23 protein-coding genes and 2 tRNA genes are annotated in these 23730 nt (G+C 71.1%); 13 read left to right on the top strand and 12 right to left on the bottom strand.

The features are described from left to right. The first annotated feature begins 24 nt into the window (after positions 1 to 24). Entirely contained in the window at positions 25 to 1059 is a 1035-nt protein-coding gene (locus ACZ7LU_RS05320; RefSeq protein ID WP_398299338.1) for a LacI family DNA-binding transcriptional regulator, read from the top strand. A gap of 81 nt (positions 1060 to 1140) precedes the next feature. On the opposite strand, the gene ACZ7LU_RS05325 is transcribed toward ACZ7LU_RS05320, so the two are convergent. Further along, a complete protein-coding gene (locus tag ACZ7LU_RS05325; protein WP_471915761.1) occupies positions 1141 to 2382 on the bottom strand; it encodes a glycoside hydrolase family 64 protein in 1242 nt (413 codons plus the stop codon). A 256-nt stretch (positions 2383 to 2638) separates the two neighbouring features. Between ACZ7LU_RS05325 and ACZ7LU_RS05330 the strand changes: the two genes are divergently transcribed. Both ACZ7LU_RS05330 and ACZ7LU_RS05335 read left to right on the top strand, forming a co-directional pair. After that, the gene (locus ACZ7LU_RS05330) at positions 2639 to 3436 is read left to right on the top strand and encodes a VOC family protein (RefSeq protein WP_471915762.1); all 798 of its coding nucleotides are present in this window, start codon (positions 2639 to 2641) and stop codon (positions 3434 to 3436) included. Between the two features lie 289 nt (positions 3437 to 3725). Further along, complete coding sequence (locus ACZ7LU_RS05335; protein ID WP_398299332.1) at positions 3726 to 3974, top strand: WhiB family transcriptional regulator; 249 nt, start codon at positions 3726 to 3728, stop codon at positions 3972 to 3974. Between the two features lie 17 nt (positions 3975 to 3991). Here ACZ7LU_RS05335 and ACZ7LU_RS05340 read toward each other — a convergent pair whose 3' ends face one another. Next, complete coding sequence (locus ACZ7LU_RS05340; protein ID WP_471915763.1) at positions 3992 to 6463, bottom strand: hypothetical protein; 2472 nt, start codon at positions 6461 to 6463, stop codon at positions 3992 to 3994. Positions 6464 to 6588: 125 nt separating this feature from the next. Further along, on the bottom strand, positions 6589 to 7047 hold the full coding sequence (locus ACZ7LU_RS05345) for an Lrp/AsnC family transcriptional regulator (RefSeq protein WP_398299328.1): 459 nt from the start codon (positions 7045 to 7047) through the stop codon (positions 6589 to 6591). 62 nt (positions 7048 to 7109) lie between these two features. Here ACZ7LU_RS05345 and ACZ7LU_RS05350 point away from each other — a divergent pair, with 62 nt between their 5' ends. The 6 genes from ACZ7LU_RS05350 (at position 7110) to ACZ7LU_RS05375 (ending at position 11058) form a co-directional block, all read left to right on the top strand. Continuing rightward, complete coding sequence (locus tag ACZ7LU_RS05350; protein WP_471915764.1) at positions 7110 to 7859, top strand: AzlC family ABC transporter permease; 750 nt, start codon at positions 7110 to 7112, stop codon at positions 7857 to 7859. Continuing rightward, positions 7852 to 8181: a branched-chain amino acid transporter permease gene (locus tag ACZ7LU_RS05355; RefSeq protein ID WP_468712369.1), complete on the top strand. Its 330-nt coding sequence runs from the start codon at positions 7852 to 7854 to the stop codon at positions 8179 to 8181. Before ACZ7LU_RS05350 ends, ACZ7LU_RS05355 begins: the two co-directional genes overlap by 8 nt. A gap of 101 nt (positions 8182 to 8282) precedes the next feature. After that, positions 8283 to 8354: transfer RNA gene (locus ACZ7LU_RS05360), tRNA-Ala, on the top strand. A gap of 29 nt (positions 8355 to 8383) precedes the next feature. Further along, positions 8384 to 9724, top strand: a complete 1341-nt coding sequence (locus ACZ7LU_RS05365; RefSeq protein ID WP_471915765.1) for an SDR family oxidoreductase — start codon at positions 8384 to 8386, stop codon at positions 9722 to 9724. 16 nt (positions 9725 to 9740) lie between these two features. Beyond that, a complete protein-coding gene (locus tag ACZ7LU_RS05370) occupies positions 9741 to 10907 on the top strand; it encodes a leucine-rich repeat domain-containing protein (RefSeq protein ID WP_471915766.1) in 1167 nt (388 codons plus the stop codon). Between the two features lie 75 nt (positions 10908 to 10982). After that, a tRNA-Trp gene (locus tag ACZ7LU_RS05375) sits at positions 10983 to 11058 on the top strand. Positions 11059 to 11079: 21 nt separating this feature from the next. Here ACZ7LU_RS05375 and ACZ7LU_RS05380 read toward each other — a convergent pair. From ACZ7LU_RS05380 to ssgD, 5 genes are all read right to left on the bottom strand, one after another. Continuing rightward, positions 11080 to 12051 carry an acyl-ACP desaturase gene (locus ACZ7LU_RS05380; RefSeq protein WP_468557823.1) on the bottom strand — a complete coding sequence of 324 codons (972 nt, stop codon included), beginning with the start codon at positions 12049 to 12051 and terminating at the stop codon, positions 11080 to 11082. A gap of 170 nt (positions 12052 to 12221) precedes the next feature. Further along, positions 12222 to 12998: a dimethylargininase gene (gene ddaH / locus ACZ7LU_RS05385; RefSeq protein ID WP_471915767.1), complete on the bottom strand. Its 777-nt coding sequence runs from the start codon at positions 12996 to 12998 to the stop codon at positions 12222 to 12224. Between the two features lie 38 nt (positions 12999 to 13036). Then, positions 13037 to 15334, bottom strand: coding sequence for an ATP-binding cassette domain-containing protein (locus ACZ7LU_RS05390; RefSeq protein ID WP_471915768.1), 2298 nt, complete (start codon positions 15332 to 15334; stop codon positions 13037 to 13039). Positions 15335 to 15344: 10 nt separating this feature from the next. Next, complete coding sequence (locus ACZ7LU_RS05395; protein WP_471915769.1) at positions 15345 to 16988, bottom strand: ABC-F family ATP-binding cassette domain-containing protein; 1644 nt, start codon at positions 16986 to 16988, stop codon at positions 15345 to 15347. A 296-nt stretch (positions 16989 to 17284) separates the two neighbouring features. Further along, complete coding sequence (gene ssgD, locus ACZ7LU_RS05400; protein WP_398299307.1) at positions 17285 to 17701, bottom strand: spore wall synthesis regulator SsgD; 417 nt, start codon at positions 17699 to 17701, stop codon at positions 17285 to 17287. A 240-nt stretch (positions 17702 to 17941) separates the two neighbouring features. Between ssgD and ACZ7LU_RS05405 the strand changes: the two genes are divergently transcribed. Then, entirely contained in the window at positions 17942 to 19024 is a 1083-nt protein-coding gene (locus ACZ7LU_RS05405; protein ID WP_471915770.1) for a WD40/YVTN/BNR-like repeat-containing protein, read from the top strand. 12 nt (positions 19025 to 19036) lie between these two features. Here the strand turns inward: ACZ7LU_RS05405 and ACZ7LU_RS05410 are convergent, their stop codons facing one another. The 4 genes from ACZ7LU_RS05410 to ACZ7LU_RS05425 all read right to left on the bottom strand — a co-directional run bounded on the left by ACZ7LU_RS05410 (position 19037) and on the right by ACZ7LU_RS05425 (position 21554). After that, on the bottom strand, positions 19037 to 19336 hold the full coding sequence (locus tag ACZ7LU_RS05410; protein ID WP_471915771.1) for a YciI family protein: 300 nt from the start codon (positions 19334 to 19336) through the stop codon (positions 19037 to 19039). Positions 19337 to 19346: 10 nt separating this feature from the next. Beyond that, positions 19347 to 19820, bottom strand: coding sequence for a GNAT family N-acetyltransferase (locus tag ACZ7LU_RS05415; RefSeq protein ID WP_471915772.1), 474 nt, complete (start codon positions 19818 to 19820; stop codon positions 19347 to 19349). Between the two features lie 46 nt (positions 19821 to 19866). Then, a complete protein-coding gene (locus tag ACZ7LU_RS05420; RefSeq protein WP_398299299.1) occupies positions 19867 to 20280 on the bottom strand; it encodes an ATP-binding protein in 414 nt (137 codons plus the stop codon). A gap of 107 nt (positions 20281 to 20387) precedes the next feature. Then, positions 20388 to 21554 (bottom strand): PP2C family protein-serine/threonine phosphatase, encoded by a 1167-nt coding sequence (locus ACZ7LU_RS05425; protein WP_471915773.1) that lies wholly within the window; start codon positions 21552 to 21554, stop codon positions 20388 to 20390. A gap of 122 nt (positions 21555 to 21676) precedes the next feature. Here ACZ7LU_RS05425 and ACZ7LU_RS05430 point away from each other — a divergent pair, with 122 nt between their 5' ends. The 3 genes from ACZ7LU_RS05430 (at position 21677) to ACZ7LU_RS05440 (ending at position 23699) form a co-directional block, all read left to right on the top strand. Further along, a complete protein-coding gene (locus ACZ7LU_RS05430) occupies positions 21677 to 22177 on the top strand; it encodes a MarR family winged helix-turn-helix transcriptional regulator (protein WP_468086009.1) in 501 nt (166 codons plus the stop codon). A 239-nt stretch (positions 22178 to 22416) separates the two neighbouring features. Beyond that, entirely contained in the window at positions 22417 to 23298 is an 882-nt protein-coding gene (locus ACZ7LU_RS05435) for an STAS domain-containing protein (protein WP_398299294.1), read from the top strand. Next, entirely contained in the window at positions 23295 to 23699 is a 405-nt protein-coding gene (locus ACZ7LU_RS05440; protein WP_398299292.1) for an STAS domain-containing protein, read from the top strand. The genes ACZ7LU_RS05435 and ACZ7LU_RS05440 overlap by 4 nt, the downstream gene beginning before the upstream one ends. The last annotated feature ends 31 nt before the right edge of the window (positions 23700 to 23730 follow it).

A 23730-nucleotide genomic window follows, 5' to 3' on the forward strand; every position in this document is an offset into this window, starting at 1 on the left:
CATCGTCAGGGAGGAGTGACCGAGGTGACCGAGGAACCGCGCCCGACCCTGGAGGCCGTGGCAGCCCGTGCCGGGGTGTCCAGGGCCACCGTCTCGCGAGTCGTCAACGGCGACCCAGGGGTGCGGGAGGTACTTGCCGAGAAGGTGCGGCACGCGGTCGACGAGCTCGGCTACGTCCCCAACCGCGCCGCCCGCAGCCTGGTCACCCGGCGCCACGACGCGGTTGCCGTGGTGATCGCCGAACCGGAGACACGGGTCTTCGCCGACCCGTTCTTCGCGCTGCAACTGCGGGGCATCAGCAAGGAGTTGACGGCGAACGACATCCAGCTCGTGCTGCTGCTCACCGAGGGGCGGGACGACCACGAGCGGGTCGGCCGCTATCTCGCGGGCGGCCATGTCGACGGCGCCCTCGTCTTCTCGCTGCATCTCGACGACCCGTTGCCGGGCATCATCCGGCGTGCCGGGGTGCCCACCGTGTTCGGCGGCCGGCCCGGGTGGCCGCAGGCGGGGCCGGGGGAGCCGGGCGTGGCGTACGTCGACTGCGACAACCGCGGCGGCGCGCGCGAGGCCGTGCGCCACCTGGCGGGCCTCGGCCGCGGCCGTATCGCGCACATCACCGGGGCACTCGACCAGACGTCCGCGGTCGACCGGCTCGACGGCTACCGCGACGTGCTGGGCGATGTCGATCCGCGGCTGATCGCCGAGGGGGACTTCACCCCGGCGGGCGGGGAGCGCGCGATGCGTGAACTCCTCGACCGCGTACCGGAACTGGACGCCGTCTTCGCCGCCAGCGACCTGACCGCGTCCGGCGCCCTCCGCGTGCTGCGCGAGCGGGGCAGGAGGGTGCCGGACGACGTGGCGGTGGTCGGGTTCGACGACATGCTTCCGGTGGCCGAGCAGACCGATCCACCGCTGACGACGGTCCGTCAGGAGATCGAGGAAATGGGCCGGTTGATGGCCGGGATGCTGCTGCGCGGCAGGGGAGGGGCGGAACCCGTCCCCGTCGAGCCGGCCGGTGTGGTCCTGCCGACGTCCCTGGTGTGCAGGGCCTCGGCGTGACCGGTCCGCCGGAGCCGGCCCGTCCGGCGGGGTGGGTGGCGCGTGATGGGACGGGTGGCGCGTGACGGGGCGGGTGGCGCTTCAGGACCCCACGCTCACCGTGAACCGCCGCGGGTTCCCGTCGTGCGCCGCCCCGGACACGTCCGGCTGCCCGTCGGGCCGCACGTCGTCGTACGGAAACGCGTACCCGATGGGGGAGTTGGCGTGCACCACGCGTGACCAGTGGTTGGTCACCGCGTCCCGGTAGTAGTCGGCCGTGCTCGTCCCGTTCGGCTGCTGGGGGTGGGTGAGCATGATGCTGCGGTTGAAGCCGGCCGCGAGTCGGGCGAGCAGGCCCTTCTTGTCGTCGGGGTCGTTCGGGTTGTTGGCGAACGGACCGTGGTTGCAGGTGAAGATGTCCTTCGAGGTGGGCTTGGCGAAGGAGTGACCGCCGTTGAACGTCAGTACGTCGCCGCTGACGCGCCCGGTGAACACGCCGCGGCCGCCCTGGAGGTCGATCTTGAGGTCGGTGCCGCGGTACTTGTCCCACACCTTGTCGATGTAGCCGTTCCACACGTCGCGGAACGGCATCTGGTCCGGCCTGTCGAAGTACGGCGCCATGAGGTTCTGCGGCGAGATCACCCGCAGCACGCCGCCGTCGTCACCGCGGATGACCAGCTTGTCCCACGGCTGCCCGTCCTTCGCCGCCTGCGCCGCGAGGTCCGCCGCGATCCTGCCCACGGCTCCGTCCGGCAGCGGGGCGACGGTGTGCCTGGCGTCGCCCTCCAGGGTCAGGCCGATGGGCAGCGCGGTGACGAGGTCGACGTAGCTGATGTTGGCGTAGAGCTGCTGGGGGTTGAAGGTGAACTCGCAGAACGACCAGGTGCGGCCGTAGTTGGGGTCCGCGCGGGTGGCGAAGGCCGGTTCGACCAGCGCGGGGCCCGGGTTGAGGAAGAAGTCCAGCCTGTCGTCGCGTACGAAGTACACGCGCGCGCCGAACATCTGAGGCAACGTCAGCATCTTGGGCGCCGATCCCGCGGCGCCGAGCGGGATGGCGCAGTCGACGGGCAGCGGGGTCTGCGGGGCCGAGGGCGACTCGGGGCGGTAGACGCCGCCGTCCGGCTTGAGCAGCAGCCAGCGGCCGGTGCCCTGCTCGTGTCCGGTGACGTAGGCGCGGACCTGGCCGGGGAGTGACTTGTTCACCAGGGCGAGTTCGCAGGTGGTGGGGGCGGCGGTCGTGTCGCTCGCCCGGGCGCCGGGGCTGAGGGCGCTGCCCCAGGCGGGGTAGGTGAGGGCGCTCGCGGCGCCGGCTGCGGAGGTCAGGAACGTTCGACGCGATATCACGGAAGGTCTCCTGCGCGGTTGCGTGGGGGGAGGGGGTGGGGGAGGGAGAGGGGGGTCCGGGGGTGGTGCACCACTGTCCCGACGCGGGAATGCGGCGTCAAGAGTTGTGACTGAGAGCGCTCTCAAAAATGTTGTTCCTTCACGTAATGGCGACGTCAGGGCTCCCGATGGCAGCCGTGTCCGAGAGGAGGCGGATTGTCAGTGGCGGGTGCCAGACTCAGAAGTGCGGAAGAGAGATGCGACAAAGGAGTCGATCATGCTCAATGGCCGTTTTCTCACGGGAGCCCCCGTCTGGGTGGACTCGTGTGCGCCTGACCTCGACGGCGTCAGCGCCTTCTATCGGGAGCTGTTCGGCTGGGAGCTCCAGCGGGGCCCGGCGGAAGTGGGCGGCTACAGTCAGTATCAGCTCGGTGGCCGCACCGCCGCGGGCGCGATGGCCATGCCGGCGGACGAAGCGCCGCCGTCCTGGACGCTGTATTTCAGGACGCCTGACGTGGACGCCACGGTGAAGTCGGCGGAGCAGGCCGGCGGCGGCACGCTGTTCGAGGCCGCGGACATCCTCGACCTCGGCCGCATGGCGGGCCTCTCCGACTCCGCGGGCGTGCCGTTCTCCTTGTGGCAGCAGGGAGAGCTGAAGGGCCTTGATGTCCTGAACGAACCGGGCGGGCTGGTCTGGACCGAGCTCTACACCCCGGACGTCCCCGCCGCCCTCCGGTTCTACGGCTCAGTGTTCGGCTGGCAGACCACCGAGGCCACTTTCCCCGGCGGGACGTACACGATGGTGCACCCCGCGGACGGCACGGCGGACGACATGTTCGGCGGCGTGGTCCCGCTGGCCAGTGACCCCTCCGAAGGCGACGGGGCGTATTGGCTGCCGTACTTCCAGGTGGACGACTGCGACGGCGCGGTCGCCAAGGCCCGGCAGGGCGGCGGCGAGGTGCGGATGGAGCCCGTTTCGATGGAGGGCGTCGGCCGCTTCGCAAAGCTGACGGACCCGGCGGGCGCACGGTTCGCTGTACTTCAGCCGTCGCCTGCTGGCGAGCAGGGCGCATAGCGCGAGCAGGCCGTACCAACACATGGGGCAGGGACCCTGCCCGACCGGCAGGGCCCCTGTCTGCTGCGGCCGTCCGCCGTCCGTCTCCCGCCGCGCACACCTCCCCCCTTCCCCCCCCGTGACAGACTCCCTCCCCCCGAACCCCACACACAGTTTCGCCCCGCCCCTCCACGGGCAGTCCTCAGCGGGGCACCGGCCCCGGCCCCGGCACCGGCGCCGGGGCGCAGGGCAGTCGGGCGTTGATCGTTCGTTGATTGCTTGTTTCGCGTGGTGGGACAGCATCGGTGGCATGCAGATCGAGATGACAGCCGAGCCGGAACTCGCCTGGCAGGAGCAGGCCCTGTGCGCCCAGACCGGCGCCGACTTCTTCTTCCCCGAGCCCGGGAGCTCGGTGCGCGAGGCGAAGGACATCTGCCAGATGTGCGAGATGCGCACGGCTTGCCTGGAGTACGCACTGGCCAACGACGAGCGGTTCGGCGTCTGGGGCGGCCTCTCCGAGAAGGAGCGGTACGCCCTCAGACGCGAATCCCGCGCCTGACCCGGGCCCACGGGCCATCAGGCGTACGCGACGACGAAGCGCCGGGTCCCCGCGGGGACCCGGACGTCGTCGCCGGAGACGGGCAGCTCCCGGCCGTCCGCCGACACCGACCGCACCTGTCCGAAACGGCACGGATAGACGTAGCGCACGCTGTCCGGGGCCTCCGTGACCTCCACCGTCACCGTCCTCCTGCCCGCGTCGTGCGTGAGCCGGTACCCGAAGGGTTCGCCGAACAGCGTCGGAGCGGACTCGACGGCCACCGTGTCGCCGTCCGGCACCCAGTGGGGCCGTACGCCCGGCGCGATGTACACATGCGGATCGTGGTCCTCGTCCGCCTCGAAGAGCAGGATGTCGCGGATCAGGAGCAGATACTCGGCGGCGGCCCAGCCGTGCGGGATGTCGCCCATGTACCAGGGGCGGGACGGCACCTCCCGGAAGTCCGACGCGACGGTGAAGGCGTGCTGCTCGTTCCACGCGCCGAGCGCCACCGCCCGCTCCTCCGTCCGCGGGAACGCCGCCCCGACGACCCAGCCGAGCAGCTCGTCCATCCGCCCGGGGTCGCCCGCCAGCAGGTACGCGTGTGCCAACTGTGTCGTGAGATAGGGCCCGTAGGCGTTCCACGCGGCCTCGTGCCGGTAGCCGCCCGAAACGAAGTGGGCGTACATCGTGTCGAGGGTGAAGCGCGCCGCCGCGTCGATGTCCGTGCCCAGCTTGCTGCCCATGTGCAGCCGCAGCGGGTGGAAGAACGCCGCGGTGCCGATCATCGTCGAGTCGAGCCGCCCGACGTCGCCGGGACCGGTCGGGATGTACGTCTCCCACGCCCCGCGCCCGCGCTGCTCCGCGAGGACCCACCGCACCGAGGCCGCCGTCGCGCGCTTCACGTCGTCGAAGGCGGCCCAGAGTTCGGGCACGTCGGGCGAGCCGATGCGCTCCGCGAGCCGCGCCGCCTCGTACAGACCGGCCAGCGCCCACAGGTCGTCCCAGTAGTGCGGCTTGTCGCGCTCGCCCAGGTGCTCGGCGCTCCAGCCGCTGTGCAGCAGCCCGTACTGGTCGCGGTTGTCGCGCAGCCAGCGGGCGCCGTCGATGACGTACGGCGTGTAGAGCTTCGCGCCGAACGCGGCGGCGCGGCCCTTCGTGCGGTCGAAGCGGCCGATCGCCCAGAGCGCCTGGCCGTTGCTGTCCCACTCGCGGTCGTCCCGCTCGTGCGGCCCGCCGTAGAAGCCGTACTCCGCGCACGGCCCGATGCGGCCCGTGCCGCGGTTGAACTTCAGCGGGTAGTGCGTGCCCAGCTGGTGTTCGGCGAGCGCGCCGTCACCCACCAGCGAGCAGGCGGTGGCCTCGACGGACGAGTCGCGGATCCAGAACGAGTCGTAGACCGTCGGGCCCGGGTGGATCTCCCCGTGATCGGAGAGGATGAGCAGCTGCGAGCGCGACTCGCGGAAGAGGTCCGTCAAGTGCGCCACAGGGCGCGGCAGTTCCGGCTGCAGGCCCTGGTCGATCAGCTTCGACGTCCAGAAGGCCCGGTTGGCCTCCTCCAGTTCGGCGGCCGGCGTGGCCCTGATCTCGGCCAGGTCGTCGGCCCCGCTGTACAGGTCGACGGGCAGCCGCACATCCAGCTCGAACATCTCGTCGTCGATGACCCGGAACGGCCAGGCGAACGCCGCGCTGCACAACCCCGCGACCTGGTCCTGCGCCTGCCCAGCGCCGTTCAGCTTGCCGCCCGTGACCAGGTCGTGGAACGGGTTGCGCGCCAGATACGAGTCCGGGTCGTGGCTGAAGTCGGGGTTGCCGTACACGCCGTACTGCTCGGGCGCGGTGTCGAACACCGGACCCCAGCCGCTGTTCGTCTCCACCCGGTTCTCCAACGGCAGATGCCGCAGGAACGTCAGCCTCCGGTCGGTGATCTGCCGGCCGTTGCGGTCGTGCCGCTGGAAGCCGCTCGGGCCCGCGGGCATGACCGCCGCGCACAGCCAGCCCTCGCGCGGCTGTCCGGTCGCGGAGCCCACCGTCACCCGCGTGACGACGAGGTCGCGCTGCCGCGCGCCCACGGCCGTCGCGAAGGTGCGCTGCACGAACGCGACACCGTCCGGCGTGCGGAAGTCCGTGAGGACCACCGGCAGGTGCGGGGCCTCCATGCGCTGCGACACCGTGCCGCCGTCGGGCAGCTGCGGCAGATGCAGGGCGCCCGTCGCCGGGTCGTACAGGAAGAAGGACAGGCAGTACTTGTCGTAGACCGGCTCGATCTCGCCGGCCTGCCCGATCAGGGACTCCTGACGGTGGTCCTTCACGCCCACCATGTGCCAGTAGCGGTACAGGGCGTTGGAGGCCAGGGCGGCCTCCTTCGATTCGTACGTCCCGGAGTCGAAGTCGTCGCTCCAGCGCCGGAAGGCCTGCTGCGCCCACCACGGCACGGGACAGGGCACCCGCCCCCTGGCCGCCCAGCTGCGCCACATGACCTCGTAGAACATCCACTCATGGGTCTGCGCCATGGGTTCCACCCCCGGTGCCCACCGTTGCACCGCGAGAGGCGTTCGTAAATCGTGTGCCCCCGGTTCTCGGGTTCTCGGGTTCTCGGGTTCTCGGGTTCTCGGGCCAAGGCCCCCGGGGCCCCGGGTCAGGGTCCCGGCTTGACCGTCTTCATCGTCAGATGCGAGTCGACACGCAGGACGCAGGGGAGGCCGGTGAGCTTGCCGGTGAGGAAGGCCTCGTAGGCGGCATGGTCGGCGACCGCGACGCGGATGAAGTAGTCGGGGCGGCCGAACATGCGCCGCACCTCTATGACCTCCTCGTAGGAGGCCACGACCTCTTCGAACTCCAGGTACGTGTCGCGGTCGTTGGCGCTGACCTCCACGTCGATGAGGACTTCGAGGCCGCGCCCGAGCGCCGCGGTGTCGATGACGGCGTGGTAGCCGGCGATGACGCCCGCCTCCTCCAGGCGTTTGACCCGGCGCAGACAGGGGGGCGCGGTCAGGCCCACGCGTTTGGCCAGCTCGACGTTGGTGAGACGGCCGTCCTGGCGCAGGTGAAACAAAATTTCGTGGTCCAGGGCATCAAGGCGGATTTCATTGCTCACGGGCTCATCATAGGGCCACTATCCGCAACCAAATTAGGTGTGGATCTTCATAAAATGTCGGCATGCGAATAGCACCACCCATCGCCGGTGACACTTCTGTGTCCACTTCCGTCCCCCCTCCGCGTCCCCTCTCGGGGCTGCGGACCGCGCTCGGGGACACCGCCTCCGTAGGACTCGCGTTCCTGCCGCTCGGTCTCGCCTTCGGGGCTCTCGTCACCCATTCCGGGCTCGACTGGTGGTGGGCGGGCCTGTCCGCCGCGCTCGTCTACGCGGGCTCGTTCGAGTTCCTGCTCATCGGCATGGTCGCCGCCGTCGCCCCGCTGGCCTCGATCGCCGGGGCCGCCTTCATGGTGAACGTCCGGCACGTGTTCTACGCCCTGTCCTACCCGCTGCACCGTGTCCAGGGGCGGGTCGGCAAGGCGTACGGCACCTTCGCGCTCAGCGACGAGGCGTTCGCCCTGACCTCGGCGGAACAGGCCCGCTCCTGGCCGGGCCGGCGCATCCTCGGGCTGCAGCTCCTCCTGCATCTGTACTGGGTGGCCGGCTCGATCGCCGGTGCGCTGCTCGGCTCGCTCATCCCCGACAGCGTCCGGGGCCTGGACTTCGCGCTGACCGCCCTGTTCACCGTGCTCGCCGTCGACGCCGTACGGGACCTGCGCGGCGATCTGCCCACGCCCGTACTCGCCCTGTTCAGCGCCCTGTTCGCCCGCCTCGTCTTCCCCGGCGAGCTGCTCCTGGCTGCCTTCGTCCTGTTCACCGTGGGGCTCCTGGCCCGTCACCTGGCCACCCGGAGGATGCCGCGCCATGCCTGACGCCAGGTACGCCATCGCCGCGGTCCTCGTCACCGCCGCCGTCACCTGGGCCCTGCGCGCCCTGCCCTTCGCCGCCCTCGTCCCGCTGCGCGAGAGCGGCACCGTCCAGTACCTCGCCGCCCGCATGCCCGCGGGCGTCATGGTGATCCTCGTCCTCTACTGCCTGCGCGACCTCCCCCTCGAGGGCAGGTCCGCCCTGGCCCCGGTCGCGGCCGTCGCCGTCACCGTGGGCCTCCATCTCTGGCGCCGCAACGCGCTGTTGAGCATCCTCGGCGGCACCGCAGTCCACGTGGTCCTGGCCAGTACCGTCTTCGCCCCCTGAGGGCCCGTGCCGGTGAGCGCCGCCGCCCGCGAAAACCCATGCGACACAGGCGCGCGCCCCTGGTTAAGATCCGGGGGCCGCACGCCGGGCGTGCGGCGGGAGGTCCTGTAGAGCAGAGGCAGACTCACCGCCATGGCATGGCGGGTACGCCGGTTCGAATCCGGCCGGGACCACGAGCACGGAACACACGGGGCGGGAACACATGGGTGAGAGCGGCGGGGTCGGCGAGGCGGACCTCGCGGCCTTCCACGACCTGGTCGGCAGACTCCGGGAACTGCCCGTCGACGACCCGGCGCGGTTGCGCGCCGAGCAGGTCGCCGCCTCGTTCGCCCGCGACGGACGGCTGCGCAGACGCAAGGCGCGCGGCGCCGAGCTGTCCGCCGCCGACGCGGCCGCCATGGCCGCCACCGCGACCGGCGCGGACGACCGCCGCGAGGACGCGCCGCTGTCCGCCCCCGGCACGGGCGGCGTCTTCCGGCGCCCGCGCCCCTGCTACGTCTGCAAGACGTCATATCGACAGGTCGACTCCTTCTACCACCGGCTCTGTCCGGACTGCGCGGCCGACAACCGCGCCCGGCGCCGGCTCACCACGGACCTTCGCGGGCGGCGCGTCCTGCTCACGGGCGGCCGGGTGAAGATCGGCTTCCAGCTGGCCCTGATGATGCTGAGGGACGGCGCCGAACTCCTCGTCACCAGCCGCTTCCCGCACGACACCGTGCGGCGCTTCCGTGCGGCACCGGGCAGCGCGGCCTGGCTCGACCGCCTCACCGTGCTCGCTGTCGACCTGCGCGACCCACGCCAAGTGCTGGCCCTGTGCGAGGAGTTGCGGCAGACGGGCGATCCCCTCGACATCCTCGTCAACAACGCGGCGCAGACGGTCCGGCGGCCCCCCGAGTCCTACGCGGCTCTCGCGGCGGGGGAGAGGGCCGAACTGCCCGCGCGCGTCCGGAGCGCGCCGGGATTCCGGCCGGCGCAGGCGGTGGCGGGCGCCGCAGGACAGGGCGCCCTCGCGCTCGTCCTGCGCGACGCCGACGAGGCCGGGCTGCTCCCCGACCCCGCACCGGAGAACTCCTGGTCCGCCCGGCTCGGCGGCCTCGACCCCGCCGAGGTCCTGGAGACCCAGCTGGTCAACGCGCTCGCCCCGGCCCTGCTCTGCGACCGGCTGCTGCCCCTGCTGCTCGCGTCGCCGCACCCCCGCACGTACATCGTGAACGTGACGGCGGTCGAGGGCCGCTTCGCCGTGCGCAACAAGACGGCCGGGCACCCCCACACGAACATGGCGAAGGCCGCCCTGAACATGCTCACCCGCACCAGCGCCGCCGAACTCGCCGAGCAGGGCGTGCACATGTGTGCCGTCGACACCGGCTGGATCACCGACGAGAACCCCGCGCCGAAGAAGGACCGCATCGCGGGCGCGGGCTTTCGCACGCCGCTCGACGTCGTGGACGGCGCCGCCCGGATCTACGACCCGATCGTGCGCGGGGAGGCGGGCGCGCCCGTCTCGGGCGTGTTCCTCAAGGACTACCGCGAGGCGCAGTGGTGACCGAGGCAGTACAGCCATGAGCGAGGGCGGCCTGTCCGTCGGAGTGCCGCACGTCGTGCCCCGGCCGGTGGCCGAACTGGCGCCCTTGCTTGACTGGTTGAGGTCAGGGCGCCCGGCGGCCGAACGCCTCGACTTCACGGCGGGTGCGGCGCTGCCCGACGGGCGGCTCGACCTGTGCAAGCAGGCGATCGGCGCACGGGGCGCGGCCCTCGTCGCCGAGGCGCTGCGCGACACCGGGGGCGCCTCGCCCGTACGCCACCTGCTGCTCGGCACGGACGGCCTCGGCGACACGGGAGCCTCGGAGGTGACGGGTGGCGTCGGCGAGAGCGGCATCGAGACCCTCTACCTCGGCTGCAACGGCATCACGGCGGGCGGCGCCTGCCGTATCGCGGACCAGCTGCGCGCCTCGCCGCAGGTCGTGACCGGCGTCTGGCTCAAGCGCAACCCGCTGGGTCCGCAGGGTGGCCGTGCGGCGGCCGAACTGCTCGCGTCCGTACGGTCGTTGCGCACCCTCGATCTCGTCCAGACTGGCCTCGACGCGGCCGGACTCGCCGTCCTCGCCGATGCGCTCCTCGCGGCCGCCGGCACCGGGCGGCACGTCGAGCGGCTCTTCCTGGGCGGAAATCCGCTGGGGCGGGACGGCGCGGCACCGCTTGCGGAGCTGATCGCCCACGGCGCGGTACGTGAGCTGTACGTGTCGGCGGCGAGGTTGGGCGACGAGGGCGCACTGCTGCTTGCCGCCGCGCTGGAGCGCGCCCCGCACGGCGGGCTCGACCGGCTGTCTGTCGCCAGCAACGGCATCGGACCGCGTGCGGCGGCCCGGCTGGTCGCCGCGTCGGTGTCCGCGGGGGTGGAGCTGCTCGACCTGGGCCGGGTGCGGGCCGCCGGGGTGCTCGGCGCGGCTGACAACCACTTGGACGACGAGGCGTCCGAAGCCGTCGCGGCCTCGCTCGCGGCGGGCAAGCACCGCTTGGCCCACCTCGTGCTCACCCACACCGGTATGCGCAGCCGAGAGGCCCACCGGCTCCTCGACACCGCCGAAGTGGCGCGCACCCCCACGCGGTTCGTGCTCGGCCGGGGCATCGCGGCGAGCGTCAAGCGCCGTCTCGCGGTGTTGAGCGCGGACATCCCGGCGCCCCGGGTCGCGCCGGACGTCGCGGCGGTCCGCAGCGTCCACCGCTGACCCGGGGCGGGACCGGCGGCGGCCCGGGCGGGAGCGGTGACCCCAGGCGGGCGAGGCGTACGATCTTCCGCAAGGGCGGGGTCGTAGCGCAGAGGCAGTCGCGCCGGTCTCCAAAACCGGAACACGCTGGTTCGAATCCAGCCGCCCCGCCCCCTCGGGCCTTCGGCCGGGGTCAGGCCCCCCGCGCCGCCATCCGCGCCTTGCGCGCGGCCAGCTTCTCGTCGAACTTCGACGCCTCGGCGTCGAGGCCGTTCATGTAGAGGCCGAGCTCCTCCTGCGCCTGCAGCCCCTCGGGGCCGAGGCCGTCGATCTCCAGGACCTTCAGGAAGCGCAGCACGGGCTGGATCACGTCGTCGTGGTGGATGCGCAGGTTGTAGACCTCGCCGATGGCCATCTGCGCGGCGGCCCGCTCGAAGCCGGGCATGCCGTGACCGGGCATCCGGAAGTTGACCACCACATCACGGACGGCCTGCATGGTGAGGTCGGGGGCGAGCTCGAAGGCGGCCTTCAGGAGGTTCCGGTAGAAGACCATGTGGAGGTTCTCGTCGGTGGCGATGCGCGCCAGCATGCGGTCACAGACCGGGTCGCCCGACTGGTGGCCGGTGTTCCGGTGCGAGATGCGGGTGGCCAGCTCCTGGAAGGCGACGTACGCGACGGAGTGCAGCATCGAGTGGCGGTTGTCCGACTCGAAGCCCTCGCTCATGTGCACCATCCGGAACTGCTCGAGCTGGTCCGGGTCGACGGCGCGCGAGGCGAGGAGGTAGTCACGCATCACGATGCCGTGCCGGCCCTCCTCCGCCGTCCAGCGGTGCACCCAGGTGCCCCAGGCGCCGTCGCGGCCGAAGAGGGAGGCGATCTCGTGGTGGTAGCTGGGGAGGTTGTCCTCGGTGAGCAGGTTGACCACCAGGGCGATGCGCCCGATGTCGGTGACCGGGGACTGGCCCTTCTCCCACGCCTCGCCGTCCTCGAAGAAGCCGGGGAAGTTGCGGGCGTCGGAGAACGGGACGTACTCGTGGGGCATCCAGTCCTTGGCCACCTTGAGGTGGCGGTTGAGTTCCTGCTCGACCACTTCCTCCAGCGCGTAGAGCAGACGGGCATCGGTCCAGCTGTCCGTGCTGCCGAGGTGGGGAGAGGTGATCGTCACGGGGGCTCCAGAGGGGGGACGGGGCTACTTACAGGCGGTGCGGGCAGGCAGCGCGAGCGGTGCGCTACCTACGGTCTCGTAGGTTACGTTGCCGTAGGTTAAACCCGCCGTAAAGAGGCTGTGAGCCCGGACCGCACCCGCCCCTGCCGCAACAAAGGCCCCAGCACTGGTCAGGCGTACAGATCGCGCAGGCGAACTGAGAGGCACGTCACACAGCCTTCGAGCTTCTCGAACTCCCGGATATCCACGAGAACCGGATCAAATCCGAGATCGGCGAAGAGCTCCGCGCTCCTCGGCGCGCTCGCCGACATGAGCAGCTTCGCGCCACCGAGGAGCACCACGTGCGCGCCCGCCTCCTCCGGTACGGGCAGGAAGCGCGGGAAGAGCGCGGCGGCGTCGACCAGCGGCTCGTACCCGATGACCGTGCCGTCGGGCAGCGCCGTCACCGCGGACTTCAGATGCAGGACCTTGGTCACGGGGACGGCGACGACCCGCGCCCCGAGCGGTTCGAAGACTTCCCGCAGCTGCCGCACCCCGTGCGCGTTCGTCCGCCCGCCCCTGCCCACGTAGATCGTGTCGTCGATCTTGAGGACGTCGCCGCCGTCGAGCGTGCCCGGCTCCCGCACCCGGTTCACCGAGCAGCCGAGCCCGCCCACCGCCTCCTCGACGCCGGGCGTCTCGCCTCGCCGGGACGCGGCACCCGACCGCGCGATGAGGGCCACGTTCCGGAAGATCACCACCGCGTCCTCCACGAACACCGCGTCCGGGCAGGCGTCGGCCGGCTCCACCTCGAAGGTCTCCCAGCCGTGTCCGGCCAGCGCCGCCGCGTACGCCTCCCACTGCCGCGCCGCGAGCCGCGTGTCGACCGGTGTGCGCCGCAGGTGGGTGACCAGGCCGTCGGCGAGGAGGGGTCCCGGGCGGCGGATCAGGGCCTTCTTGCTGGACACGGCTTGCTCTCCTCACGCCGGCGGCACGGTGCCGCACATCATGCAGCGCGGGCCCCGCCCTCGCCCAGAGCGCGTCGCAGATGCTCCGCCGTGTGCGAACCCTCGGCCCGCAGCAGCTGCCCGGGCGTCCCCTCGAAGACGATCCGTCCGCCGTGCTTGCCGCCGTCGGGGCCCAGGTCGATCACCCAGTCCGCGTGCTTGACGACGTCGAGGTTGTGCTCGACGACGAGGACGGTGTTCCCCGCGTCGACCAGCCGGTCGAGCAGCGCGAGCAGCCCGTCGACGTCCGCCATGTGCAGGCCGGTGGTCGGCTCGTCCAGGACGTAGGTGGTGCCCGTGCGGTGCAACTGCGTCGCCAGCTTGATGCGTTGGCGCTCGCCGCCGGAGAGCGTGCTCAGCGGCTGGCCGAGCGTGAGGTAGGTGAGGCCCACGTCCCGCAGCGCCCGCAGGCGGCGGCGTACCGACGTGTCGTCGAAGCGCTCGAAGAACTCCAGAGCCTGACCGGCCGTCATGTCCAGTACGTCCACGACGGAACGCCCGCCCACGGTCAGCCGCAGCACCTCGTCCTTGAAGCGCCGTCCCTCGCACGCCTCGCACGTCGTGGTCACCGGGTCCATGAACGCCAGATCGCTGTAGATGATCCCGCGCCCCTGGCAACGCTCGCACGCCCCATGGGAGTTGAAGCTGAACAGACTCGCCTTCGCGCCCGTCTCGCGCGCGAACAGCTTGCGCACCGTGTCCATGATCCCGAGATACGTCGCCGGGGTCGAGCGGCCGGAGATGCCGATGGACGACTGGTCCACGACGACCGCGTCCGGATGCGCCTCGACGAACGCCTTCGACACCAGCGTGCTCTTGCCGGACCCGGCGACACCGGTGACCACCGTGAGCACCCCGGTCGGCACCCGCACGCTCACGTCCTTGAGGTTGTGCAGATCCGCGCCCTTGATCCAGCGGCCGCCGACGGCCTCGCGCGGGTGCTCCTTGATGCCGGTGGCGCGCCGCAGATGGCGGCCGGTGAGGGTGTCGGCCCGGCGCAGCTCGTCCGGCGTGCCCTCGAAGACGACCAGGCCACCGCCGGTGCCGGCCGCCGGGCCCATGTCGACGACGTGGTCGGCGACCGCGATCACGTCCGGGTCGTGCTCGACGACCAGGACGGTGTTGCCCTTGTCGCGCAGCCGGCGGAGGAGATCGTTGAGGCGTCCCACGTCGCGCGGGTGCAGCCCGACGCTCGGCTCGTCGAAGATGTACGTCATGCCGGTGAGGCTGGAGCCGAGGTGGCGCACCATCTTCAGGCGCTGCCCCTCGCCGCCGGAGAGCGTGGACGTCTCCCGGTCCAGGCTGAGGTAGCCGAGGCCGATCGCCTCGATGCGCTCCAGGGCCGCCACGGCGGCGCGGGCGATCGGTCCCGCCACCGCATCGTCGATCCCGGCCAACTCCCCGATCAGATCGGTGACTTCCATGCGGGTGCAGTCGGCGATGCCCAGGCCGTTGACGCGGGTGGCGAGCGCCGCCGGGTTGAGCCGGGCCCCGCGGCAGGCCGGGCAGGCGCCTTCGATCAGGAAGCCCTGCACCATGTCGCGGGTCTTCTGGGCGAGCGCGGACAGGTCGCGGTTGAGGTACAGCCGCTCGAAGCGGTCGGCGAGCCCTTCGTAGTCGATGTCCCGCGCGCCGCCCGTGTTGTCGACGCTGACCTTCTTCTTTCCCCCGCCGCCGCGCAGCAGGAACTGCCGCTCGGCGGCGGTGAACTCGCCGACCGGCTTGTGCGTGTCCAGGTCGGTGGTGTTGGTGTACGTCTGGCCCTGCCAGGTCCCCGCGGCGAACGGCGGGAAGAGGATCGCGCCGTCCGCCAGGGACCTGGCCGGGTCCAGGATGCGGTCGTAGTCGGGCCGCACGGTGCGGCCGAGCCCGTCGCACGCGGGGCACATGCCCGCCGGGTCGTTGAACGAGTACGCCGTGGCCGGGCCCGCGCTCGGTGTGCCGTGCCGGGAGAACAGCACCCGGATCACGGAGTAGATGTCCGTCATCGTGCCCACGGTGGAGCGGGAGTGGCCGCCGATCGGCTTCTGGTCGACGACGATCGCGGGGGAGAGCTCCTCGATGGCGTCCGCGTGCGGCCGCTCGTACTTCGGCAGCCGGTTGCGGACGAACCAGGTGAAGGTCTCGTTCAGCTGACGCTGGGACTCCACCGCGATCGTGTCGAAGACGACCGACGACTTCCCGGACCCGGACACCCCGGTGAAGACCGTGAGCCGGCCCTTCGGGATGCGCAGGTTCACTTCCTTGAGGTTGTTCTCACGGGCTCCGTCGATGACGATGTGCGTTTCCTGGTGCATGCGACCGAAGCTACGAGTAATACCCGACAGCTTCTGTCTTCTTTTCCTGGGTGATCTCCTTGAGTTCTCCGTCCAGGAGCAGCCACCGCGTGATGCCGATGGACTCCAGGAACGGCAGGTCGTGACTGGCGACGATCAGCGCGCCCTCGTACGACTCCAAGGCCGTCGAGAGCTGCTTCACGCTCGCCATGTCGAGGTTGTTCGTCGGCTCGTCGAGCATGAGCAGCTGCGGCGCGGGCTCCGCGAGCAGCAGCGCCGCGAGCGCCGCACGGAACCGCTCGCCGCCCGACAGGGTGGCCGCCTGCTGGTCGGCCTTGGCACCCTTGAACAGGAACCGGGCCAGCCGCGCCCTGACGCGGTTCTTGGTCGCGTCGGGAGCGTACGCCGCCACGTTCTCGGCGACGGTCAGGTCGCCGTCGAGCACGTCGAGGCGCTGCGGCAGGAACCGTGTCGGGACGTGCGTCCGCGCCTCGCCGGAGACCGCCTCCAGCTCTCCGGCGATGGTGCGCAGGAGCGTGGTCTTGCCGGCGCCGTTCCGGCCGATCAGCGCGATCCGCTCGGGCCCGCGCAGCTCGAACTCGCCCTTCACCCGCGCTCCGTAGCGCAGTTCGAGACCGCTGAGGGTGAGCACGGTGCGCCCGGGGTGCACCAGGGTGTGCGGCAGGTCGACGCGGATCTCGTCGTCCTCGCGCACCGCCTCGACGGCGTCGTCCAGGCGCTCCTTCGCCTCGGCGAGCTTCTCCTGGTGCATGATGCGGTGCTTGCCCGCCGACTCCTGTGCGGCCCGCTTGCGCGCGCCCATCAGGATCTTCGGCTGGCTCCTGCTGTCCTGGATCTTCTGGCCGTACCGCTTGCGGCGGGCCAACTTGACCTGGGCGTCGGCCAGATCGCGCTTCTGCTTGCGCAGATCGGTCTCGGCGACGCGCACCATGCGCTCCGCCGCCTCCTGCTCCACGGCGAGGGCCTCCTCGTACGCGGTGAAGTTGCCCCCGTACCAACTGACCTCCCCGTCCCGCAGATCGGCGATCTGGTCGACGAGGTCGAGGAGTTCACGGTCGTGGCTGACCACGACCAGGACACCGGACCACGCCTCGACCGCCGCGTACAGGCGCCGACGGGCGTACAGGTCCAGGTTGTTGGTCGGTTCGTCGAGGAGCAGCACGTCGGGGCGGCGCAGGAGCAGCGCCGCCAGGCGCAGCAGCACCGACTCGCCGCCGGACACCTCGCCCGTGGTGCGGTCAAGACCGATGTGGCCGAGTCCGAGCTCGGCGAGGGTGGCGACGGCGCGCTCCTCGACGTCCCAGTCGTCGCCGACCGTGGTGAAGTGCTCCTCGCGCACGTCACCGGCCTCGATGGCGTGCAGCGCGGCGCGGGTCGCGGCGATGCCGAGCACCTCGTCGACGCGCAGGCCGGTGTCGAGGGTGACGTTCTGCGGCAGATAGCCGACCTCGCCCGCGACGCGCACGGCGCCGTCGGTGGGCGTCAGTTCACCGGCGATCAGCTTCAACAGGGTTGATTTCCCCGAGCCGTTGACGCCGATGAGTCCGGTTCTGCCGGGACCGAAGGTCACCTGGAGGTCGTCGAAGACGTCGGTTCCGTCGGCCCAGGCGAAGGAGAGCGACGTACAGGTGATGGAGGTGGGGGAAGAAGACATACGGGCCTCGCGGTTGCGTGGTGTGAAGCGCGGTCAGGGGCAACGCGTTCGAGACACCGCGGCGAGGACGAGGCCGGGAAAGAGAAAAGGCCTGTGCCGGGGGGACGGGACGGCTCGTGATGCCGAGGTCGCACACGGCGTGCACGGCAGCGAAGGCTGCGTGACGCGGTGTCTCATGACCTCAGACGAGCAACGTCCTACTCCTATCGACGGCAACAGAACCGCTGTACACCGTAGGGGGCTCCGTTGAGCCTGTCAATGCTTTATCGGCTGTACCGGGACCCCGGCGGGCCGCCTCAGAGGGCGTCCCGCATCAGCTCGGCCAGGTCCTGGTCCAGGTCGACGTGGCGGTGCTCCTGGCCGACCGGCACCAGCGCCGTCGTGCGGCGCAGGAAGCCGCGGAGCTCCCCGGTGCGGATGTGGACGATCGCGGTGCCCTCGGGGGCGTGGAACTCCACGACGGTGCGGTCGAAGCCGTACGGCCGCACGCGCACGTCGCCGTCGCCGACCGCGCGCTCGACGCCCTGGACGAGCAGCTCGCGGGCGAACGTCCAGTACACCTCGACGCCCTCGAGGGTCGCGGGGGCGGGGAAGCTCATCCGTACGGCGAAGGGATCCCGCCGGTCGTAGTGGAGCGTTGCGGGAATGCTCGGCATCCGCGGCGCGGCGGCGACGAGGCGGGCCTCTACGGCTTGCTCGATGACGGTGGACAACGCCTGCTCCCTCACTGACTGCTGGACGACTGGGGTCGGCACTTGACTAGACGACGGAATGACGAGATCCGTGCACACGAAGAGTGCGCGAGACCGAGTGACCTCTGTCACCGCGACACCGTGGCGGCGCCCGCGGTTCCCGGCGATCACCTCATGGGGCAGGCCTTCCGGCCATCTGGACGAGCCCCGGCGCGTCGGCTAGCTTCGCCCGCCATGAGGGGCATGGGGAAGTCGAAGGCGATGAGGCGGACGGTACTCGCGGGACTGTGCGGGGCGGCACTCGCCGGAAGCGTCCTCGCGGCGCCGGGCGCCGCCGGGGCGGACACGCGGACGCACCGCCCGGACCGGGATCCGCGCTGGCAGCTCACCGACAGCGGCACCGACGCCCGCTTCCGCGGCCTGGCCGCCGTCAGCCGTGACACGGCCTGGGCGGCCGGCACCGGGGGAACCGTGCTGCGTACATCCGACGGCGGCGAGAGCTGGCGTGAAGTCTCCCCGCCCGGCGCCGCCGATCTGGAGTTCCGGGACATCGAGGCCTTCGACGGCCGCCGCGCGGTGGTGCTCGCCATCGGCGAGGGCGAGGCGTCCCGGGTGCTGCGCACCGAGGACGGCGGTGCCACCTGGACGGAGTCCTTCCGCAACACCGACGCCAAGGCCTTCTACGACTGCATGACCTTCTTCGACCGCCGCCACGGACTGGCGATGAGCGACCCGGTCGACGGCAGGTTCCGCATCCTGTCCACCGCCGACGGCGGCCGCTCCTGGCGGGTCCTGCCGACCGCGGGCATGCCCGCCGCCCAGGAGGGCGAGGCAGGATTCGCCGCAAGCGGCCAGTGCCTGGTGAGCTCCGGGCCGCGAGACGTGTGGCTGGCCACCGGGGGAGCGGCACGCGCGCGTGTCCTGCACTCCGCCGACCGCGGGCTGACCTGGACGGCCACCGACGCGCCGGTCCCCGCGGGCGACCCGGCCCGCGGTGTCTTCGGCCTCGCCTTCCGCGACCGTACGCACGGCATCGCGGTCGGCGGCGACTACCGCGCCGGCCAGGCCTCGCCGAAGGCGGCCGCGGTCACCCGGGACGGCGGCCGCCACTGGGACCCGGCGGACCGCCCGCCGCCCGCCTACCGCTCGGGCGTCACCTGGTTCCCGCACAGCCGCTCCACGGCCCTCGCCGTCGGCCCGACGGGCACCGACGTCACGACGGACGGCGGCCGGAGCTGGCGGACGGTCGACATGGGGTCGTACGACACCGTCGACTGCGCCCGGGACCGGGGCTGCTGGGCCGCGGGGGAGAAGGGCCGCATCGCCCGGCTGCGGGGGCATTAGCGAGAGCGGCGCCTAGGCGGGCAGCTGCTCGCGGTACGGGGCGAGTGCCGGGGCCGTCTTCGTCGCGAAGAACTCGGTGATCCGGTACTCGCACACCCCGGCCGTCGTGAACGGGTCCTCGGCGACGAGCTCCTCGATCCGCGCGCGGTCGTCGGCGACGGCGATGATCACGCCGCCGTCGCGCGGGTTCTTGCGGCCGGAGGCGATGAAGAACCCGGCCTCGTACTGCCGGTCGAGCCACTCGACATGGGCGGCAAGCTGCTCGTCGACGGCGGAGACCGGCGCGGTGTAGGTCAATTCGAGAATGAACATGATCGCGAGGCTACCGGGCGCCACAGGTGTCGGCCGAGGCCCGCCGCCCCCCTGGATGCCGCACCATGAACACGTCAATTGGATCCTCGTCCTCGACGGTGAACCCGTGCCGCTCGTACAGCCGCCGCGCGGGGCTGCCCCGCAGCACGTCGAGGCGGACCGTCGTGTCCTCGGCGTCGGTCAGTTCCAGGAGGTGGCCGAGGACGGCCGAGCCGATGCCTCTGCCCTGGCACCGCGGCGCCAGGTAGAAGTGCTCGAGCCATCGCCCGTCCGCGGCGGGCCTCAGCGTCACGCAGCCCGCGAAGGCGCCCGCCGTCTCGATCACCGACGTGTGCGCGGCGGAGAACGAGTCCCGCAGCCGCTGCCGCGCCCGGTGCGGATCGAAGCGTCCGAGCCGCTCCAGGTCCGGTCGCAGCACCGTGGCCCGCAGCTCGGCGATGGTCTCGATGTCCGCCGTCCGTGCGGAGCGCAGTGCCCAGTCCATGATCGAAGTATCACCGCGCGGGGTGCGCGGCCGGACGCCGGGGGTGCTAGCGCGCCAGCTCCGCCCGGACCGTCTTGCCGTGCCGGTCGCGCGTGACGCCGACGGCTCTGGCCAGCTGCTGGACCATGGGCCAGCCGAAGCCGCCGGTCCCGCCGTCGAAGTCGGGGGCCCGCTCCCGCGGCGGCCGCGGGTCGGCGTCGGAGACGGCGACCGTGATGACACCGGGCCGCGCGTGCAGCCGCAGGGAGCACAGCGTGCCGCGGGCGTGGCGCACCACATTGGTGATGAGCTCGGAGACGACGAGTTCGATGCTCGCGGCGTTCTCGCCGTCCACGGCAGGGGTGAGCCCCGCGAGGTAGCCGCGGGTCAGGTCCCTCGCGTCCGAGACCGCGGCGGGCCTCTTGTCGAAGGTGGCGGTTGCCGGCGGTCCGGTGTCGAGCGGTATGTGCTGTGTCCGCATGAGCCTCCTCCTCGATCGGGTCGGCCATCCCGATTCATGGCCGTACGAAAGGAACTCTTGCCCGAAAAGTGGCGGGTTCAACGCCCTTGTTCTGCGGCGCGACGCGCTCAGTCGCGGCCCCGCCAGTCGAGGCACACGATCATCGCGTCGTCGTCGGTGTCGATCGGCCCGCGGTACCCCGAGAGCTCCTTGAGCACCGCGCGCGGGACCTGGGAGGGCGGCAGGAGGCGGGTGCTGGTCATCGCCCGGGTGAGCGCGCGCTCGCTGTACCGCTCGCCCGTCGGCGACGCCGTGTTGTAGACGCCGTCACTGACGAACAGGAGCCGGTCGCCCGGCCGGACCCGGAAGTGCTCCGTGACGTAAGGGGTGTCCTCGGACATGCCGAGCGGCAGCTGTGCGTCCAGTTCGATGGGCTCGGGCCTGCCGTCCCGCATCCGCCACATCTTCGGCGAGCCCGCGTCGATGATCTCCACGTCCCCCGTAGTGAGATCGAAGCGCAGGAGCAGCACGGAGAGGTGAACCGCGCCCTGGAAGTGGCCGTAGACGGCCTGGTCGGCCAGGCAGGCCTGGTCGACGAGGGACAGCCCGGCGCGCCGGGCGTTGCGCAGCGCGTTGACCGCGAGGTTGGTGAGCAGGGCGGCCTGGATGCCCTCGCCCATTCCGTTGGTGACGGTGAGGGTGAGCTGGTCGGCCGAGGACGACCAGTCGAAGTTGTCGCCGTGGATGGCGTACGCCGGTTCGAGCTGGGCCCCGAGGTCGTACTCGGGACGGGAGCTGGAGCAGCCGGGCAGCAACTGCCACTGCATCTCGGCGGCGAGCGTGAGCCGGTCGGCCCGGCGGGCCCGCAGGTAGAAGTCGGTGTCGCGGTCCGCCACGACGATCGCGTGGGCCAGCGCCTCGGCGGCCTCGGCGAGTTCGCGGACGGTGGTGGGATCGCAGGTCTCGGCGGGCAGCCGCACGCTGAGGACACCGATGCGGTCGCCGCGTACGGTCACGGGGAGGTGGGCGGTGGCCAGGCCGTCGTGGGTGTCCGTCTCGACACGGGGTTCCTGCGAGCCGAACGCGCGGCCGGGCGCACCGGTGTGGACCGGCACGGGTGTCGCGGTCTCCGGAGGGGCGTTGACCGGTTGGAGTATGGTCATCGCGTAGTCGGCCATGAGCAGTTCCACGGAGTCGGCTGCGTAGTGAACGGCGAGCGCGTCCCGCACTGCTTCGATGAGAGCGTGCGGTGCGGATCTGCGCAGCGCACGTTCCACGGCCGTGTGTCTGTCCACTTGTCGGGTACCACCTGTTCCTGTTCGGTCATTCCTGATACGGGAAGAGCTTGTGAAGGAGCTGTAGGCCTGCCATGTCCCAGCGACTGACAGGATCATTGCGAAGTGTCACAGTTGAGGGCATGGATTCCGAAACTTCCGCCGGAGGCAGCCGGCATGCGGCCGCGCATGCTGCTCGGGAAGTCATCGAACTGCTCGAGGTGCTGTGGAGCAGGGGCAGGGACATCACCACGACGGCACCGGTGTCGTCGTCGCAATTGCGAGTGCTCTACGCCCTGGACGGTGCGCAGGGGATCAACCTCCGCACCCTCGGTGAGTACCTGGGGTCGGCGCCGTCTTCGGTGAGTCGTATGTGTGACCGCCTCCATGCCCTGGGTTTCATCGAGCGGTCCCTCAGTTCAGCCAGTCGCCGAGAGCTCGAACTCCGCTTGTCGAGCCGGGGAGAAAATTACCTCAACGAACTGCGGGCCCGCCGGGAGAGTGCGCTGCTCGAAGCCATCTCGGAGATGCGGCCCGCGGAACGCTCCGCCCTGGTCGAGGGATTGAGCGGGTTCAACAGGTCGGTGGAGTACACGGCGCCGAGGCCCGGCACGACGGGTGACCGCGCGGCGGAGTCCGCCTGACCGCGGCAGAGGCCGACTGACCGCGGCAGAGGCCGAAGCGCCGGCCGGCCGGTGGATGTTCGCCTGATCGCGTGGGTTTACTTCCGGCGTATCCAGGTACTCGCAGACGGTCGTGGACCGATCACGGTGACAACGGTGCTGCTGGTGCGCGCAGTTGACGCGTCGTAGCCTCTGCCTGCGGAAGATCGTCGACCTCGGTTAACATTTGCCGTGCGACAACAATTGCTAAGGTGGATGGAATGAACACCAGTGAGCCCGAGGCCCGGTCGCGCGTCATCGCCGCCCTGCGTGAGCAGGGGGAGAAAGTCGCCGATCGCTGGGTGCAGCTTCAGTCGGAACAGGCGGTCCTGGAGACAGGCATCACCGAGGACGAGCTGAACGAGGAAGCCGACTCCTTGGTCGAGACGCTGCTCGCCGGCCTGGAGACGGACTGTCCCGTGCAGGAAGTCGTGGTCTCGCACCGCAGTCTGCGGCAGGCCATCATGGACCTCTCGCTGCGCCGCGCCAGAGGAGGCGCGAACCCCACGTCCATCTACATGGCCGTGCTGGCGCTGAAGGAAGCGCTGCTGGAAGCGGTGCAGCAGGACACGCGGGACGTCACCGCCCTCTACCAGGCCGCCCTGTTCATCAACCGCCTGCTCGACAACGCCGGCGCCATCTCCTTCGAGACCTTCGTCGAGGGCCGAGAGGAGATCATCCGGCGACAGAGCCGCCAGCTCCTGGAAGTGTCCACGCCCGTGGTGCGCATCTGGGACCGGGTCCTCGCCGTCCCGCTGATCGGGACGCTCGACACGACCCGCACCCAGGTCGTGATGGAGAACCTCCTGGAGGCCATCGAGCGGGACGAGGCGCAGGTCGCCATCATCGACATCACCGGTGTTCCCACGGTGGACACCGCGGTCGCGCACCACCTCATGCAGACCGTCAACGCGGTGCGGCTGATGGGCGCCGACTGTGTGATCAGCGGCATCCGCCCGCCGATCGCCCAGATCATCGCGCAGCTCGGCATCGACCTGTCCGCCATCCTGACCCGTGCGACGCTGGCCGACGCCCTCGCCGCCGCCATCCCGCTGCTCACCGACCAGCCGGAGCAGCGGGCCTCGTTCGCGGACGCGCGGTGAGCGGCGACTTGAGCGGCGTACCGATCCTGCGGCTCGGTGACGTGCTCGTCACCGGTCTGCTGAACGAACTCGACGACAGGGCGGCGATCGCCTTCACCGAGGAGCTGACGCAGCGCATCGTCGCCGACCGTGCGCGCGCGATCCTCATCGACATCTCCCGGCTGGAGATCATCGACTCGTTCGTGGCTCGTACGCTGATGGAGCTGACGACCACGGCGCGGCTGCTGGGCGCCCGGGTGATAGTGGCCGGCATGCGGCCCGCGGTCGCGATCACCCTGGTGGAACTGGGGCTGGAGCTGTCCGGTGTGGAGACCACCCTCAACGCGGAGCAGGGGATGATCGCACTCGGCTGGCAGCCTGCCCGATCATCCAAGGGGAGCCGTGGTGTCCCTCTACGGTGACCTCGAAGAAAAGCGCACCGTCCCCGCCCAG

It is taken from the genome of Streptomyces sp. NPDC039462 (genome assembly GCF_055639375.1).